The organism is Escherichia sp. TW14182, from assembly GCF_000208525.1.
Classification (GTDB): Bacteria; Pseudomonadota; Gammaproteobacteria; order Enterobacterales; family Enterobacteriaceae; genus Escherichia; species Escherichia ruysiae.
On sequence record NZ_AEJZ01000321.1, the window covers coordinates 1 to 15,992 of the forward strand.

Annotated in this window: 15 protein-coding genes; 6 read left to right on the plus strand and 9 right to left on the minus strand. The window is 50.9% G+C overall.

What is annotated here, in order from left to right; all coding sequences use genetic code 11:
• Positions 1-139: 139 nt before the first annotated feature.
• The 4 genes from nagD to nagB all read right to left on the minus strand — a co-directional run bounded on the left by nagD (position 140) and on the right by nagB (position 4,179).
• On the minus strand, positions 140-892 hold the full coding sequence (nagD, locus tag EQY_RS0120865) for a ribonucleotide monophosphatase NagD (protein ID WP_000153129.1): 753 nt from the start codon (positions 890-892) through the stop codon (positions 140-142).
• A 47-nt stretch (positions 893-939) separates the two neighbouring features.
• Positions 940-2,160 carry a DNA-binding transcriptional regulator NagC gene (gene nagC / locus EQY_RS0120870; protein WP_000187570.1) on the minus strand — a complete coding sequence of 407 codons (1,221 nt, stop codon included), beginning with the start codon at positions 2,158-2,160 and terminating at the stop codon, positions 940-942.
• Between the two features lie 8 nt (positions 2,161-2,168).
• Positions 2,169-3,317, minus strand: coding sequence for an N-acetylglucosamine-6-phosphate deacetylase (nagA, locus tag EQY_RS0120875; protein ID WP_000271146.1), 1,149 nt, complete (start codon positions 3,315-3,317; stop codon positions 2,169-2,171).
• A gap of 61 nt (positions 3,318-3,378) precedes the next feature.
• On the minus strand, positions 3,379-4,179 hold the full coding sequence (gene nagB, locus EQY_RS0120880) for a glucosamine-6-phosphate deaminase (RefSeq protein WP_001237072.1): 801 nt from the start codon (positions 4,177-4,179) through the stop codon (positions 3,379-3,381).
• A gap of 331 nt (positions 4,180-4,510) precedes the next feature.
• Here nagB and nagE point away from each other — a divergent pair, with 331 nt between their 5' ends.
• From nagE to EQY_RS0120900, 4 genes are all read left to right on the plus strand, one after another.
• Complete coding sequence (gene nagE / locus EQY_RS0120885) at positions 4,511-6,457, plus strand: PTS N-acetyl glucosamine transporter subunit IIABC (RefSeq protein ID WP_001023089.1); 1,947 nt, start codon at positions 4,511-4,513, stop codon at positions 6,455-6,457.
• Between the two features lie 267 nt (positions 6,458-6,724).
• A complete protein-coding gene (glnS, locus tag EQY_RS0120890) occupies positions 6,725-8,389 on the plus strand; it encodes a glutamine--tRNA ligase (protein WP_001287167.1) in 1,665 nt (554 codons plus the stop codon).
• Between the two features lie 577 nt (positions 8,390-8,966).
• Complete coding sequence (gene chiP, locus EQY_RS0120895) at positions 8,967-10,373, plus strand: chitoporin ChiP (RefSeq protein ID WP_001201188.1); 1,407 nt, start codon at positions 8,967-8,969, stop codon at positions 10,371-10,373.
• 49 nt (positions 10,374-10,422) lie between these two features.
• Entirely contained in the window at positions 10,423-10,755 is a 333-nt protein-coding gene (locus EQY_RS0120900; protein ID WP_000733591.1) for a ChiQ/YbfN family lipoprotein, read from the plus strand.
• A gap of 95 nt (positions 10,756-10,850) precedes the next feature.
• Here the strand turns inward: EQY_RS0120900 and fur are convergent, their stop codons facing one another.
• From fur to ybfF, 5 genes are all read right to left on the minus strand, one after another.
• On the minus strand, positions 10,851-11,297 hold the full coding sequence (gene fur, locus EQY_RS0120905) for a ferric iron uptake transcriptional regulator (RefSeq protein ID WP_000131706.1): 447 nt from the start codon (positions 11,295-11,297) through the stop codon (positions 10,851-10,853).
• On the minus strand, positions 11,290-11,376 hold the full coding sequence (uof, locus tag EQY_RS0120910) for a fur leader peptide (protein WP_001695552.1): 87 nt from the start codon (positions 11,374-11,376) through the stop codon (positions 11,290-11,292). The genes fur and uof overlap by 8 nt, the downstream gene beginning before the upstream one ends.
• Before the next feature lie 209 nt (positions 11,377-11,585).
• Positions 11,586-12,116: a flavodoxin FldA gene (gene fldA, locus EQY_RS0120920; RefSeq protein WP_024212687.1), complete on the minus strand. Its 531-nt coding sequence runs from the start codon at positions 12,114-12,116 to the stop codon at positions 11,586-11,588.
• A gap of 139 nt (positions 12,117-12,255) precedes the next feature.
• Positions 12,256-12,549, minus strand: a complete 294-nt coding sequence (gene ybfE / locus EQY_RS0120925) for a LexA regulated protein (RefSeq protein ID WP_024165168.1) — start codon at positions 12,547-12,549, stop codon at positions 12,256-12,258.
• A gap of 139 nt (positions 12,550-12,688) precedes the next feature.
• Positions 12,689-13,453 (minus strand): esterase, encoded by a 765-nt coding sequence (gene ybfF / locus EQY_RS0120930; protein WP_000773260.1) that lies wholly within the window; start codon positions 13,451-13,453, stop codon positions 12,689-12,691.
• A 184-nt stretch (positions 13,454-13,637) separates the two neighbouring features.
• Here ybfF and seqA point away from each other — a divergent pair, with 184 nt between their 5' ends.
• Together seqA and pgm are read left to right on the plus strand one after the other, a co-directional pair.
• Positions 13,638-14,183 carry a replication initiation negative regulator SeqA gene (gene seqA / locus EQY_RS0120935; RefSeq protein WP_001515978.1) on the plus strand — a complete coding sequence of 182 codons (546 nt, stop codon included), beginning with the start codon at positions 13,638-13,640 and terminating at the stop codon, positions 14,181-14,183.
• A gap of 25 nt (positions 14,184-14,208) precedes the next feature.
• Positions 14,209-15,849 (plus strand): phosphoglucomutase (alpha-D-glucose-1,6-bisphosphate-dependent), encoded by a 1,641-nt coding sequence (pgm, locus tag EQY_RS0120940; RefSeq protein ID WP_001297249.1) that lies wholly within the window; start codon positions 14,209-14,211, stop codon positions 15,847-15,849.
• The last annotated feature ends 143 nt before the right edge of the window (positions 15,850-15,992 follow it).

Genomic DNA, 15,992 nt, shown 5'->3' on the forward strand with positions numbered 1-15,992 from the left:
GCGTGAACGCCTTATCCGGCCTACAAAAGCATGAAAATTCAATGTATTGCAGGAGCTGCGTAGGCCTGATAAGCGTAGCGCATCAGGCAGTTTGGCGTTTGTCATCAGAGCCACCCACGTCCGCAGACGTGGGTGGTATTCAGATAACGTCGATTTCAGCGACCGACGGGTAAATCCAGCTGGGGCGGAACGGCATACTGTCGATATCGTCGAGCGACGAAACACCAGAAAGCACAAGAATCGTTTCCAGACCTGCCTGGAAGCCCGCCAGAATGTCGGTACGCAAGTTATCGCCGACAATCACCGTTTCTTCCGAATGCGCCTGCATTTTGTTTAATGCTGCGCGGATGATCCACGGGCTGGGCTTACCAACATAGAACGGTTTGCGCCCGGAGATTTTCTCAATCCCTGCACACAACGCGCCACAGGCCGGATAAAAACCGCGCCCGTGGGTGTCCGGGTTGGTGGCGATAAAGCGTGCACCGTTAGCGACGAAATAGGCTGCTTTATGCATCATGTCCCAGTTGTAGGAACGCGTTTCGCCAACAATCACAAAATCAGGGTTCACATCGGTAATAGTGAAACCAGCTTTGTACAGTTCATGAATCAGTGCACCTTCGCCCACCACATACGCTTTCTTGCCTTCCTGGCGACGCAGGAAATCGGCGGTCGCCATCGCAGAGGTATAAAACACGCTATCCGGCACATCGACACCGGCAGTGGCAAAGCGGTTCGCCAGATCTTGCCCGGTCTGCGAAGGATAGTTGGTCAGCAACACCAGCGGCAGGCCTTTATCCATAATCCCGTGCAAAAATTCCGCTGCACCCGGTACGGCGACGTTATCGTGCATCAGCACGCCGTCGATATCGCAAATTACATTTTTAATGGTCATGGACTACCCAGAATATTGACAACAATAAGCGCCACTATAAAAGCACATTAATTTTCCAGCAAATGCTGGAGCAAAATACCGTTGAGCATGGCGCGTTTTACCAGCGCAAAAGCACCGATTGCCGAGCGGTGGTCCAGCTCAGAACGTACCACCGGCAGATTAGTACGAAACGCCTTCAGCGCCTGGGTATTAATGCAGCTTTCAATAGCAGGGAGCAGCACTTTATCGGCTTCGGTGATTTCACCGGCAATAACAATTTTTTGCGGATTAAATAAGTTGATAGCAATGGCGATGGTTTTACCCAGATGACGACCGACATACTCAATCACTTCCGACGCCAGACCGTCACCTTTGTTCGCGGCTTTGCAGATAGTTTTGATGGTGCAGTCGTCCAGTGGCACACGGCTCTGGTAGCCCTGCTTTAATAAATTCAACACCCGTTGTTCAATGGCAGCGTTGGCAGCGATAGTTTCCAGGCAGCCGAAGTTGCCACAGTGGCAGCGTTCTCCCAGCGGTTCAACCTGAATATGACCAATTTCACCGACGTTGCCGTTGCGGCCGATAAAAATGCGCCCGTTAGAGATGATTCCAGCCCCCGTTCCGCGATGCACGCGCACCAGAATGGAGTCTTCGCAATCCTGACTTGCACCGAAGTAGTGCTCTGCCAGCGCCAGACTACGGATATCGTGGCCGACAAAACAGGTCACTTTAAAACGCTCTTCCAGTGCTTCTACCAGCCCCCAGTTTTCCACCTGAATATGCGGCATGTAATGAATTTTGCCGCTGTCCGGGTCAACAAGCCCAGGCAGGATCACGGAAATCGCGATCAGCTCGCGCAGTTTGCGCTGGTAGCTATCAATAAACTGAGCAATGGCATTCAGCAGGGCATGTTCCAGCGTCTGCTGGGTTCGTTCAGGCAGCGGGTAATGTTCTTCTGCCAGCACTTTGCTACTGAGATCAAACAGGGTGATGGTGGCATCGTGACGACCAAGTCGTACGCCGATAGCGTGGAAATTACGAGTTTCAGTGACGATGGAGATAGCGCGGCGGCCTCCGGTGGAGGCCTGCTGATCGACTTCTTTGATCAGCCCGCGCTCGATAAGCTGACGTGTAATTTTGGTTACGCTGGCGGGGGCAAGCTGGCTTTGCTCAGCAATCTGAATTCGCGAGATTGGCCCGAACTGGTCAATCAGGCGATAAACCGCCGCGCTGTTAAGCTGTTTTACGAGATCAACATTACCTATCTGAGCTTGTCCGCCTGGTGTCATACTTTCTCTTATTGAGTTACGACCTCGTTACCATTAACGATGGTCTTAGTGATTTTAAAATCAGGTGTGAATGCGGTCAGGTTGGCCACTTTGCCTGCGGCGAGCGTGCCGAGACGTTTTTCAACGCCAATTGCACGTGCCGGGTAGAGCGTCGCCATACGCAAAACTTCATCCAGTGCGATACCGCAATGTTCGACCAGATTACGCACGCCTTCAATCATGGTTAAGGATGAACCGCTTAACGTACCATTTTCATCCACACAAAGTCCGTTGCGGTAGTATATTGTTTTACCCGCAAAAATGAACTGTTCAATATTGGCGCCTGCTGGTGCAGTAGCGTCGGTGACCAGACACAGTTTGTCGCCTTTCAGACGCTTGGCGTTGCGGATGTTAGCGTAATCAACGTGCAAGCCATCGGCAATAATACCGCAATAAATGTCGGCGTCATCGAGGATCGCGCCCGCCAGACCTGGCTCGCGACCGGTAATATACGGCATCGCGTTGTACAGATGGGTGGCAAAGGTAATCCCTGCGCGGAAACCGGCTTTCGCTTCTTTCAGTGTTGCGTTGGAGTGACCGGCAGAAACTACAATCCCGGCATTTGCCAGTTTGCTGATCACTTCCGCAGGAACCATTTCCGGTGCCAGGGTAACTTTAGTAATCACATCAGCGTTTTCGCACAGGAAATCAACCAGCGCAGCATCGGGTTTACGCACGAAGTTCGGGTTATGAGTGCCTTTTTTCACCAGGTTCAGCCACGGACCTTCCAGATGCAAACCTAGCGCCTGGTTCGGATGGTTTGCCAGGTACTCACGCATTACGCGCACACCCTGTTTCATCAGGTCATCGCTGGTGGTGATAAGCGTTGGCAGATAGTTAGTACAGCCAGATTTCTCATTGGCTTTTTGCATGATTTCCAGCGTTTCAACGCTTACCGCTTCCGCAGTATCGTTGAACTGTACGCCGCCGCAGCCGTTTAACTGCACATCAATAAAACCGGGGGAGAGAATGGCTCCGTTCAGTGAACGTTGTTCAATCTCTGGCGGCAGTTCCGCTACCGGACAGACACTTTTAATCAGGCCATCAGCGATAACAACCGCGTGGTCATCAAGAAATTCGTGACCGGTAAAGATCCGGCCCTGGGTTAATGCATACATTCCGACCCCCGATTTTAAAAATAATATTGCCCTGAGCAAGGTGTCAGGGCAGGGATAACAATTACAGACCTTTGATATTTTCTGCTTCTAATTCATTGAAATATCTTAAAGTCTTAACTTTCAGCTCCATGGTGGAAGGTTCATCGCACACCATGATCGCTTTCGGATGCAGTTGCAGACAGCTGATGGTCCACATATGGTTAACGCAACCTTCAACTGCGGCTTGCAGCGCCAGTGCTTTCTGGCTACCCAGAACCAGAATCATCACTTCTTCGGCATCCAGCAATGTACCAACACCGACAGTCAGAGCATATTTTGGCACCTGATTGACATCGTTATCAAAGAAACGAGAGTTAGCAACGCGAGTGTCATGAGTCAGGGTTTTGATACGGGTGCGAGAAGCCAGGGAGGAGGCTGGTTCGTTAAATGCGATGTGACCGTCGTTACCTACGCCGCCCATAAACAGATGAATTTTACCGTAAGAGCGGATTTTTTCTTCATACTGGCGGCACTCGGCGTCGATATCCGGGGCGTTACCGTTGAGAAGGTTGATATTTTCTGCTGGAATATCAACGTGATCGAAGAAGTTACGGTGCATAAAGCTGTAGTAGCTTTCCGGATGCTCTTTTGGCAGACCGACATATTCATCCATGTTGAAGGTGACAACGTGCTTAAAGCTGACCTGGCCTGCTTTATGCATTTCGACTAACGCTTTATAGGTGGTCATTGGTGTGCCGCCGGTCGGCAGACCGAGCACGAACGGACGATCGGCAGTCGGTTTGAACGCGTTGATACGATTAACGATATGGCGAGCAGCCCATTTGCCGACCTGTTCAGCGGTAGTCAGGGGGATCAGTCTCATTATTCACCTCAATAAGTAAAATGTAAGCCGTTGGCGGATTAGGCATCTTTAAGCGTAACCTGGATTTGCGCAGAGAGGCGTCAATCCGACCTGATTTTTTGAATGATAAAATAAGTTTTCTGGTTTAGCCAGTAAAAGGGAGTAATGATAACGATATTTGGTGACAAAACTCACAAAAGACACGCGTTTAATTTGCGGTACGAATTAATTTTTTACACACTCTGTAGCAGATGATCTAACAATATGATTACAGAACATCGGCAGTACAGTTTGCAGCAAAATAAAAAACGGCTTTAAACGAGCCAAATAGGGTTCTCGTAGGGGGAATAAGATGAATATTTTAGGGTTTTTTCAGCGACTCGGTAGGGCGTTACAGCTCCCTATCGCAGTACTGCCGGTGGCGGCACTGTTGCTGCGATTCGGTCAGCCAGATTTACTTAACGTTGCGTTTATTGCCCAGGCGGGCGGCGCGATTTTTGATAACCTCGCATTAATCTTCGCCATCGGCGTGGCATCCAGCTGGTCCAAAGACAGCGCAGGTGCGGCGGCGCTGGCAGGTGCGGTAGGTTACTTTGTGTTAACCAAAGCGATGGTGACCATCAACCCGGAAATCAACATGGGTGTACTGGCGGGTATCATTACCGGTCTGGTCGGTGGTGCAGCCTATAACCGCTGGTCCGATATTAAACTGCCGGACTTCCTGAGCTTCTTCGGTGGTAAACGTTTTGTGCCGATTGCCACAGGCTTCTTCTGCCTGGTATTGGCGGCTATTTTTGGTTATGTCTGGCCACCGGTGCAGCACGCTATTCATGCTGGTGGTGAATGGATCGTTTCTGCGGGCGCGCTGGGTTCCGGTATCTTTGGTTTCATCAACCGTCTGCTGATCCCAACTGGTCTGCATCAGGTGCTGAACACCATTGCCTGGTTCCAGATTGGTGAATTTACCAACGCGGCAGGGACGGTTTTCCACGGCGACATCAACCGCTTCTATGCCGGTGACGGCACTGCAGGGATGTTCATGTCCGGCTTCTTCCCGATCATGATGTTTGGTCTGCCGGGTGCGGCACTGGCGATGTACTTCGCAGCACCGAAAGAGCGTCGTCCGATGGTTGGCGGGATGCTGCTTTCCGTTGCTATCACCGCGTTCCTGACTGGTGTTACCGAGCCGCTGGAATTCCTGTTCATGTTCCTTGCGCCGCTGCTGTACCTCCTGCACGCACTGTTGACCGGTATCAGCCTGTTTGTGGCAACGCTGCTGGGTATTCACGCGGGCTTCTCTTTCTCTGCGGGCGCCATCGACTATGCGTTGATGTATAACCTGCCGGCAGCCAGCCAGAACGTCTGGATGCTGCTGGTGATGGGCGTTATCTTCTTCGTTATCTACTTTGTGGTATTCAGTGCAGTTATCCGCATGTTCAACCTGAAAACGCCAGGCCGTGAAGATAAAGAAGACGAAATTGTTACTGAAGAAGCCAACAGCAACACTGAAGAAGGTCTGACTCAACTGGCGACCAACTATATTGCTGCGGTTGGCGGTAGCGACAACCTGAAAGCGATTGACGCCTGTATTACCCGTCTGCGCCTGACGGTGGGTGACTCAGCCCACGTCAACGATGCGATGTGTAAACGTCTGGGTGCTTCTGGGGTGGTGAAACTGAACAAACAGACCATCCAGGTGATTGTTGGTGCGAAAGCGGAATCTATCGGTGATGCGATGAAGAAAGTCGTTGCTCGTGGCCCGGTAGCTGCTGCTTCTGCTGAAACGGCTCCGGCAACTGCCGCGCCGGCAGCAAAACCACAGGCTGTACCAAATGCAGTGTCTATCGCTGAGCTGGTATCGCCGATTACTGGTGATGTTGTCGCACTGGATCAGGTGCCAGACGAAGCGTTCGCCAGCAAAGCGGTGGGCGACGGTGTGGCGGTGAAACCGACGGATAAAATCGTTGTATCACCAGCCGCAGGGACTATCGTAAAAATCTTCAACACCAACCACGCATTCTGCCTGGAAACCGAAAAAGGCGCGGAGATCGTCGTCCACATGGGTATCGACACCGTGGCGCTGGAAGGTAAAGGCTTTAAGCGTTTGGTGGAAGAGGGGGCGCAGGTAAGTGCAGGGCAACCGATTCTGGAAATGGATCTGGATTACCTGAATGCTAACGCTCGTTCGATGATTAGCCCGGTGGTTTGCAGCAATATCGACGATTTCAGCGGTCTGATCATTAAAGCCCAGGGTCATGTTGTGGCGGGTCAAACGCCGCTGTATGAAATCAAAAAGTAATCTATTTCATGCCTGATGCGACGCTTGACGCGTCTTATCAGGCCTACAAAAGCTCAGTCCAGGTTGGATAAGACGCACCAGCGTCGCATCCAACAATGACACAGGAGTGGCAAAAGCGGCGGATATCATCTTCGCCGCTTTTTTTTTCATCAATCATCCCCATAATCTCAGTGAGATTTTCTATTTTCTCTAACTAACAGTTGTCAGCCTGTCCCGCTTATAAGATCATACGCCGTTATACGTTGTTTACGCTTTGAGGAATCCACGATGAGTGAGGCAGAAGCCCGCCCGACTAACTTTATTCGTCAGATCATTGATGAAGATCTGGCCAGTGGCAAGCACACCACAGTACACACCCGTTTCCCGCCAGAACCAAATGGATATCTGCATATTGGTCATGCGAAATCTATCTGCCTGAACTTCGGGATCGCTCAGGACTATAAAGGCCAGTGCAACCTGCGTTTCGACGACACTAACCCGGTAAAAGAAGATATCGAGTACGTAGAGTCGATCAAAAACGACGTTGAATGGTTAGGTTTTCACTGGTCTGGTAACGTTCGTTACTCCTCCGACTATTTTGATCAGCTCCATGCCTATGCGATCGAATTGATCAATAAAGGCCTGGCGTATGTCGATGAACTGACGCCGGAACAGATCCGCGAATACCGTGGCACCCTGACGCAGCCGGGTAAAAACAGTCCGTACCGCGACCGCAGCGTTGAAGAGAACCTGGCGCTGTTCGAAAAAATGCGTACCGGCGGTTTTGAAGAAGGTAAAGCCTGCCTGCGTGCGAAAATCGACATGGCTTCGCCGTTTATCGTGATGCGCGATCCGGTGCTGTACCGCATTAAATTTGCTGAACACCACCAGACCGGCAACAAGTGGTGCATCTACCCGATGTACGACTTCACCCACTGCATCAGCGATGCGCTGGAAGGCATTACGCACTCTCTGTGTACGCTGGAGTTCCAGGACAACCGTCGTCTGTACGACTGGGTTCTGGACAACATCACCATTCCTGTTCATCCGCGCCAGTACGAATTCTCGCGCCTGAATCTGGAATACACCGTGATGTCCAAGCGTAAGCTGAACCAGTTGGTGACCGACAAGCACGTAGAAGGCTGGGACGATCCGCGTATGCCGACCATTTCTGGTCTGCGTCGTCGTGGTTACACTGCGGCTTCTATTCGTGAGTTCTGCAAACGCATCGGCGTGACCAAACAGGACAACACCATTGAGATGGCATCTCTGGAATCCTGTATTCGTGAAGATCTCAACGAAAACGCCCCGCGCGCTATGGCGGTTATCGATCCAGTGAAACTGGTTATCGAAAACTATCAGGGCGAAGGCGAAATGGTCACCATGCCGAACCATCCGAACAAACCGGAAATGGGTAGCCGTCAGGTGCCGTTTAGCGGTGAGATTTGGATCGATCGCGCCGATTTCCGTGAAGAAGCTAACAAGCAGTACAAACGTCTGGTGCTGGGTAAAGAAGTGCGTCTGCGTAATGCTTACGTCATTAAAGCGGAACGTGTGGAGAAAGATGCCGAAGGCAATATCACCACCATCTTCTGTACTTACGATGCCGACACCTTAAGCAAAGATCCGGCGGATGGTCGTAAAGTCAAAGGCGTTATTCACTGGGTAAGCGCGGCACATGCGCTGCCGGTTGAAATCCGCCTGTACGATCGCCTGTTCAGCGTGCCGAATCCAGGCGCTGCGGATGATTTCCTGTCGGTGATTAACCCGGAATCGCTGGTCATCAAACAGGGCTTTGCTGAACCGTCTCTGAAAGACGCGGTAGCGGGTAAAGCGTTCCAGTTTGAGCGTGAAGGTTACTTCTGCCTCGACAGCCGCCATTCTACGGCGGAAAAACCGGTATTTAACCGCACCGTTGGGCTGCGTGATACCTGGGCGAAGGTTGGTGAGTAATTTTAAGTTTCACCATGCAGGATGCGGCGTAAATGCCGCATCCTGCAAGAAACACACAAACAGTCTCAAACGCTAAATTGCCTGATGCGCTACGCTTATCAGACCTACGTGAACTCTGCAATGTATTGAATTTGCGTGGTTTTGTAGGCCGGATAAGGCGTTTACGCCACATCCGGCATGAAACATACAAAAATCCCAAACGCCGCGCTCTGCGGCGTTTTTTCTGCTTATCATCGCGAATTAATTCCGCTTCGCAATTTATCCGTAAAATAAATTTAAAAACACAAATCATAATTAAATAAAATGTAACCGCTTTCATCCTACTGGAAAGCCACATATTTTTTCTTCTACAAACTCTTCTGCTGCAAACTTAAATCCTGTAACAAAAATCATCAAAATATGTGCGGTTGCTCATGTTCTTACATTCTCGTTACAGAAAGAGATTGATAATTCGCGTCGCGAAAAATAGTCTGTTCCTGTAGTCAGCGAGACTTTTCTCAACGCTACTTTTTTAATTTTTATTTTTTTCGCTGTTCACCTGTGGTGCAGCAATTTATACGTCAAAGAGGATTAACCCATGCGTGCGTTTAGTGGCAAACGTAGTACGCTGGCGCTGGCTATCGCCGGTGTTACAGCAATGTCGGGCTTTATGGCAATGCCGGAGGCTCGCGCCGAAGGATTCATCGACGATTCAACCTTAACCGGCGGTATCTATTACTGGCAGCGTGAACGCGACCGTAAAGATGTTACCGACGGTGACAAATACAAAACCAACCTTTCTCACTCCACCTGGAACGCCAACCTCGATTTTCAGTCTGGTTATGCTGCTGATATGTTCGGCCTTGATATTGCCGCATTTACGGCGATTGAAATGGCAGAAAACGGCGACAGCTCTCACCCGAACGAAATCGCGTTTTCAAAAAGTAATAAAGCCTATGACGAAGACTGGTCCGGCGATAAAAGCGGTATAAGCCTGTATAAAGCAGCGGCTAAATTTAAATACGGTCCGGCGTGGGCGAGGGCTGGTTATATTCAGCCAACCGGTCAGACGCTGTTAGCGCCGCACTGGAGCTTTATGCCGGGTACTTATCAGGGTGCGGAAGCCGGGGCGAATTTTGATTACGGCGATGCCGGTGCGTTGAGTTTCTCCTACATGTGGACCAACGAATACAAAGCGCCGTGGCATCTGGAAATGGATGAGTTTTATCAGAACGATAAAACCACCAAAGTTGATTATCTGCACTCCCTCGGGGCGAAGTACGACTTCAAAAATAACTTCGTACTGGAAGCGGCGTTTGGTCAGGCGGAAGGGTATATCGATCAATATTTTGCCAAAGCCAGCTATAAATTTGATATCGCCGGTAGCCCGTTAACCACCAGCTACCAGTTCTACGGTACGCGCGACAAAGTTGACGATCGCAGCGTCAACGATCTTTATGACGGCACCGCCTGGCTGCAGGCGTTGACCTTTGGCTACCGGGCGGCTGACGTAGTGGATTTGCGCCTCGAAGGCACCTGGGTTAAAGCCGATGGTCAGCAGGGATACTTCCTGCAACGTATGACCCCAACCTACGCTTCCTCGAACGGTCGCCTGGATATCTGGTGGGATAACCGCTCTGACTTTAACGCCAACGGCGAAAAAGCGGTCTTCTTCGGTGCGATGTATGACCTGAAAAACTGGAATCTTCCCGGCTTCGCCATCGGCGCTTCCTACGTTTATGCATGGGATGCCAAACCAGCGACATGGCAGAGCAATCCGGATGCGTACTACGACAAAAACCGGACTATCGAAGAGTCTGCTTACAGTCTGGATGCGGTCTACACCATTCAGGACGGTCGCGCCAAGGGCACGATGTTCAAACTGCATTTCACCGAATACGACAACCACTCCGACATCCCAAGCTGGGGTGGCGGTTACGGCAACATCTTCCAGGATGAGCGTGACGTGAAATTCATGGTTATCGCGCCGTTCACTATCTTCTGATGCCCGACGCGGCAGGCATTTCGCCTGCCGCGCGTTTGAGGAATTTGCTATGAAAAAACTGATTCTCATCGCCATGATGGCATCGGGGCTGGTGGCTTGTGCGCAATCAACCGCGCCACAGGAAGACAGTCGTCTGAAAGAAGCTTACAGCGCCTGCATCAACACAGCACAAGGCTCGCCGGAAAAAATTGAGGCCTGCCAGAGCGTGTTAAACGTGCTGAAGAAAGAGAAACAACATCAGCAGTTTGCCGACCAGGAAAGTGTGCGGGTACTGGATTATCAGCAGTGTCTGCGCGCAACGCAAACCGGTAACGACCAGGCAGTGAAAGCCGATTGCGATAAAGTCTGGCAGGAAATTCGCAGTAATAACGCTACGCAGTAAAAACAAAAAAAGCGAGGGCTGTAACTCTCGCTTGTTCTTATTTCCCTGGTATAAAAAAGCCAACCCGCAGGTTGGCTTTTCTCGTTCAGGCTGACTTATTTGCCTTCGTGCGCGTGCTCATCTTCGCGGCAATCGCCTTCGGCGCAGTGACCGTAAAGATAGAGACTATGGTTAGTCAGGCGAATACCATGTTTCGCGGCGATTTCACGCTGACGCGCTTCGATAGATTCATCACTAAATTCAATAACCTTGCCGCAGTCGAGGCAGATCAGGTGATCGTGATGATGTTGCTGGGTCAGTTCAAATACGGATTTACCGCCTTCAAAATTGTGGCGGGTGACGATACCGGCATCGTCAAACTGGTTCAGTACGCGATATACCGTAGCCAGACCAATTTCTTCACCCATATCGATCAGACGTTTATATAAATCTTCCGCACTGACGTGATGGTTGTCCGGCTCCTGAAGAACTTCCAGGATTTTTAAACGAGGAAGCGTTACTTTCAGGCCAGCTTTCTTTAGGGCGGTATTGTTATCAGTCATGCGGAATCTGTCCTGTTACTAAGCGGTTCACTTCATTAGGAGAAGTGACAGAATTTGCTCTTGAGATAATGCGTATCATTATAGAATTGCCACGCCTAAATGAAAACTACAAGTCCCTGGCAAATATTGTTAATAAAAACGTGGCTTAGCTTACATTTACATCGGCAAGGCCACTTCAATACTGGAACATTGTACAGGTACTACGGCAAAAGTTACAAATTTGTAGCAATTATTTTGATTGGCATTATCTATTAATACGGCGTAGACATTAGCCTACACCGCATCACATCAGGCGTTGATAATTTCGTCGAGATGCAGCTCTTCAGAAATTTGCTTAACCCATTTTTCCACGCGTTCAGCGGTCAGTTCCGGCTGACGGTCTTCGTCAATAGCCAGGCCGACAAAGTGATCGTCATCTGCCAGACCTTTTGATGCTTCGAAATGGTAGCCCGCAGTTGGCCAGTGACCCACGATAGTCGCGCCGCGCGGTTCGATGATGTCACGGATAGTGCCTAATGCATCACAGAAATATTCGGCGTAATCTTCCTGGTCGCCACAGCCAAACAGGGCAACCAGTTTACCATTGAAATCAATCTCTTCGAGAGTCGGGAAGAAGTCGTCCCAGTCACACTGCGCTTCGCCGTAATACCAGGTTGGGATACCCAGCAGCAGAATGTCATAAGTTTCCAGATCTTCTTTGCTGCTTTTTGCAATGTCATGGACATCGGCAACGTCTTTACCAAGCTGTTTTTGAATCATTTTTGCGATATTTTCGGTATTACCGGTGTCGCTGCCGAAAAAGATGCCAGTGATAGCCATGAGTGAAATAACCTCTTGAAACTTATTGAAATGGGGGGGGCAAATTGCCCACGGATAAAGGCAATCATAGCAGAACAGGCAGTCTTGCGGAATCAGCAAACGGGCAGGACTGCACACTGTGCTACATGAAAGTGGAAATTTAAACGATGCCCTGACTACGCAGTGCCGCCAACTGCTGCATCAAAATCTCTTCGATCAGTTCGCTACGGCTCATATTGCGCGACTCTGCCAGCTCATTCAGCGCCTCGACAGCTTCCGCGTTCAGCTTCAGTTCGACGCGCTTAAGACCACGTACTTTGTCGCGTTTTAGCTGGTTGCGTTTATTAATACGCAGCTGTTCATCGCGCGAAAGCGGATTGGTTTTCGGTCGTCCCGGTCGACGCTCGTGCGCGAACAGATCTAATGTCGTACGGTCCGTTTGTTCTTTGGCCATGATCTTGGTGACTTCGGGGGAAACAATCAGCCGGGCGTCTGCCCGGATGGATAGCGCGCCATAATACATCAGCGCGATGAGTCACGCCAACGCCCACGCGCGGAAAGCGACGCGGACGCTGGGTTTTTAATCAGTTGCGTTAATCATTGAGATAGCGACGGATGGCGCGCAGTACCGCATCAGGTTTTTCGGCGTGTACCCAGTGACCCGCACCCGCAATCACATGCGCCCGTGCCTGCGGGAATTGCGCCAGTAAATCATCACGATATTGTTCAGTGACATACGGTGAATTACCGCCGGGGATAAACAGGGCAGGGTGATCCCATGCCGGGATTTTCTCCCAGCCAACAATATGCGGATACTGATCCCACAACACTGGCACGTTAAAACGCCATTCACCATCAACGTAAGATTTCAGCAGAAACTGAATCACCCCTTCTTCATTCAGATGTTGGCGCATCACCGTTGCTGCCTGCTGTCGCGTTTGCGCGCTGGATTCGCTGACGGCGTTGATGGCGGCGAAAATCTCATCATGACGACGCACGTGATAATCAACCGGCGCAATATCGATCGCCACCAGTTTATCGATGCGATCGGGGGCCAGTGCAGTTAGCGCCATAACGGCTTTACCGCCCATAGAGTGACCGATAAACGTCGCTTTTTCGATCTGTTGTGCATCCAGCGTATCCAGCAGATCTTGCGCCATTGCTGGATAGTTCATCACAGGATCGCGCGGTGAAAGTCCGTGGTTACGCATATCGACCTGGATAATATTGTGGTCGCTCACCAGGTCGCGCGCCAGAACGCCGAGGTTGTCGAGACTACCAAACAAACCGTGGACGAGGACGATGGGAGAATTATTATGCTGGTTTTGTGCAGATTGCGCGCGGATATTCAATTTCATGGCAAAGTTCTTTTTTTCGCGAAGTCGGGTTAGGGTATTATGTTGACCATTGTGCCACAGGGCTGCAACAAATAAGGTTTAATCCGAGTTTTTCTGCAAGCCAGGCTTGACGCTATCCGCTGCCGGGATTTATTCATATACTCCTGGCGACTTGTATTCAGCTAAGACACCGCACTGGATTAAGATGAAAACGATTGAAGTTGATGATGAACTCTACAGCTATATTGCCAGCCACACTAAGCATATCGGCGAGAGCGCATCCGACATTTTACGGCGCATGTTGAAATTTTCCGCCGCATCACAGCCTGCTGCTCCGGTGACGAAAGAGGTTCGCATTGCGTCGCCTGCTATCGTCGAAGCGAAGCCGATCAAAACGATTAAAGACAAAGTACGCGCAATGCGTGAACTTCTGCTTTCCGATGAATACGCAGAGCAGAAGCGCGCGGTCAACCGCTTTATGCTGCTGTTGTCTACACTATATTCTCTTGACGCTCAGGCATTTGCCGAGGCAACGGAATCGTTGCATGGTCGCACGCGCGTTTACTTTGCGGCAGATGAACAAACGCTGCTGAAAAATGGTAATCAGACCAAGCCGAAACATGTGCCAGGCACGCCGTATTGGGTGATCACCAACACTAACACCGGCCGTAAATGCAGCATGATCGAACACATCATGCAGTCGATGCAATTCCCGGCGGAATTGATTGAGAAGGTTTGCGGAACTATCTAAAACGTTGCAGATAAAGGACAAAGCAATGGCAATCCACAATCGTGCAGGTCAACCTGCACAACAGAGTGATTTGATTAACGTCGCCCAACTGACGGCGCAATATTATGTACTGAAACCAGAAGCAGGGAATGCGGAGCATGCGGTGAAATTCGGTACTTCCGGTCACCGTGGCAGTGCAGCGCGCCACAGCTTTAACGAGCCGCACATTCTGGCGATCGCTCAGGCAATTGCTGAAGAACGTGCGAAAAACGGCATCACTGGCCCTTGCTATGTGGGTAAAGATACTCACGCCCTGTCCGAACCTGCGTTCATTTCCGTACTGGAAGTGCTGGCAGCGAACGGTGTAGACGTTATTGTGCAGGAAAACAATGGCTTCACTCCGACGCCTGCCGTTTCCAATGCCATTCTGGTTCACAACAAAAAAGGTGGCCCGCTGGCAGATGGTATCGTGATTACGCCGTCCCATAACCCGCCGGAAGATGGTGGTATCAAATACAACCCGCCAAATGGTGGCCCGGCTGATACCAACGTCACTAAAGTGGTGGAAGACAGAGCTAACGCACTGCTGGCTGATGGCCTGAAAGGCGTGAAGCGTATCTCCCTCGACGAAGCGATGGCATCCGGTCATGTGAAAGAGCAGGATCTGGTGCAGCCGTTTGTGGAAGGTCTGGCGGATATCGTTGATATGGCGGCGATTCAGAAAGCTGGCCTGACGCTGGGCGTTGATCCGCTGGGCGGTTCCGGTATCGAATACTGGAAGCGCATTGGCGAATATTACAACCTCAACCTGACCATCGTTAACGATCAGGTCGATCAAACCTTCCGCTTTATGCACCTCGATAAAGACGGCGCGATCCGTATGGACTGCTCTTCTGAGTGTGCGATGGCGGGCCTGCTGGCACTGCGTGATAAGTTCGATCTGGCGTTTGCTAACGACCCGGATTATGACCGTCACGGCATCGTCACTCCGGCAGGTTTGATGAATCCGAACCACTACCTGGCGGTGGCAATCAACTACCTGTTCCAGCATCGTCCGCAGTGGGGTAAAGATGTTGCCGTGGGTAAAACGCTGGTTTCTTCTGCGATGATCGACCGTGTGGTCAACGATTTGGGGCGCAAGCTGGTAGAAGTACCGGTAGGCTTCAAATGGTTTGTTGATGGTCTGTTCGACGGTAGCTTCGGCTTTGGCGGCGAAGAGAGCGCGGGGGCTTCCTTCCTGCGTTTCGACGGTACGCCGTGGTCAACCGATAAAGACGGCATCATCATGTGTCTGCTGGCTGCGGAAATTACCGCAGTCACCGGTAAGAACCCGCAGGAACACTACAACGAACTGGCGAAACGCTTTGGTGCGCCGAGCTACAACCGCTTGCAGGCAGCTGCGACTTCCGCACAAAAAGCGGCGCTGTCTAAGCTGTCTCCGGAAATGGTGAGCGCCAGCACTCTGGCAGGTGACCCAATTACCGCGCGCCTGACTGCTGCTCCGGGCAACGGTGCTTCTATTGGCGGTCTGAAAGTGATGACTGACAACGGCTGGTTCGCCGCGCGTCCGTCAGGCACGGAAGACGCATACAAGATCTACTGCGAAAGCTTCCTCGGTGAAGAACATCGCAAGCAGATCGAGAAAGAAGCAGTCGAGATTGTTAGCGAAGTTCTGAAAAACGCGTAAACATATTAAATAAGAAAAAGGGCGGTCGGAAGATCGCCCTTTTTACTTATGACTGCCTGATGCGCTACGCTTATCAGGCCTACGAGGATAGTGCAATCTATTTAATTTACGCTATTTTGTAGGCCGGATAAGGCGTTCACGCC

Excerpts from the sequence above, each read along its gene's own strand:
- nagD (WP_000153129.1), bottom strand. The coding sequence starts at position 892 with ATGACCATTAAAAATGTAATTTGCGATATCGACGGCGTGCTGATGCAC.
- nagC (WP_000187570.1), bottom strand. The coding sequence starts at position 2,160 with ATGACACCAGGCGGACAAGCTCAGATAGGTAATGTTGATCTCGTAAAA.
- nagA (WP_000271146.1), bottom strand. The coding sequence starts at position 3,317 with ATGTATGCATTAACCCAGGGCCGGATCTTTACCGGTCACGAATTTCTT.
- nagB (WP_001237072.1), bottom strand. The coding sequence starts at position 4,179 with ATGAGACTGATCCCCCTGACTACCGCTGAACAGGTCGGCAAATGGGCT.
- nagE (WP_001023089.1), top strand. The coding sequence starts at position 4,511 with ATGAATATTTTAGGGTTTTTTCAGCGACTCGGTAGGGCGTTACAGCTC.
- glnS (WP_001287167.1), top strand. The coding sequence starts at position 6,725 with ATGAGTGAGGCAGAAGCCCGCCCGACTAACTTTATTCGTCAGATCATT.
- chiP (WP_001201188.1), top strand. The coding sequence starts at position 8,967 with ATGCGTGCGTTTAGTGGCAAACGTAGTACGCTGGCGCTGGCTATCGCC.
- EQY_RS0120900 (WP_000733591.1), top strand. The coding sequence starts at position 10,423 with ATGAAAAAACTGATTCTCATCGCCATGATGGCATCGGGGCTGGTGGCT.
- fur (WP_000131706.1), bottom strand. The coding sequence starts at position 11,297 with ATGACTGATAACAATACCGCCCTAAAGAAAGCTGGCCTGAAAGTAACG.
- uof (WP_001695552.1), bottom strand. The coding sequence starts at position 11,376 with ATGATACGCATTATCTCAAGAGCAAATTCTGTCACTTCTCCTAATGAA.
- fldA (WP_024212687.1), bottom strand. The coding sequence starts at position 12,116 with ATGGCTATCACTGGCATCTTTTTCGGCAGCGACACCGGTAATACCGAA.
- ybfE (WP_024165168.1), bottom strand. The coding sequence starts at position 12,549 with ATGGCCAAAGAACAAACGGACCGTACGACATTAGATCTGTTCGCGCAC.
- ybfF (WP_000773260.1), bottom strand. The coding sequence starts at position 13,453 with ATGAAATTGAATATCCGCGCGCAATCTGCACAAAACCAGCATAATAAT.
- seqA (WP_001515978.1), top strand. The coding sequence starts at position 13,638 with ATGAAAACGATTGAAGTTGATGATGAACTCTACAGCTATATTGCCAGC.
- pgm (WP_001297249.1), top strand. The coding sequence starts at position 14,209 with ATGGCAATCCACAATCGTGCAGGTCAACCTGCACAACAGAGTGATTTG.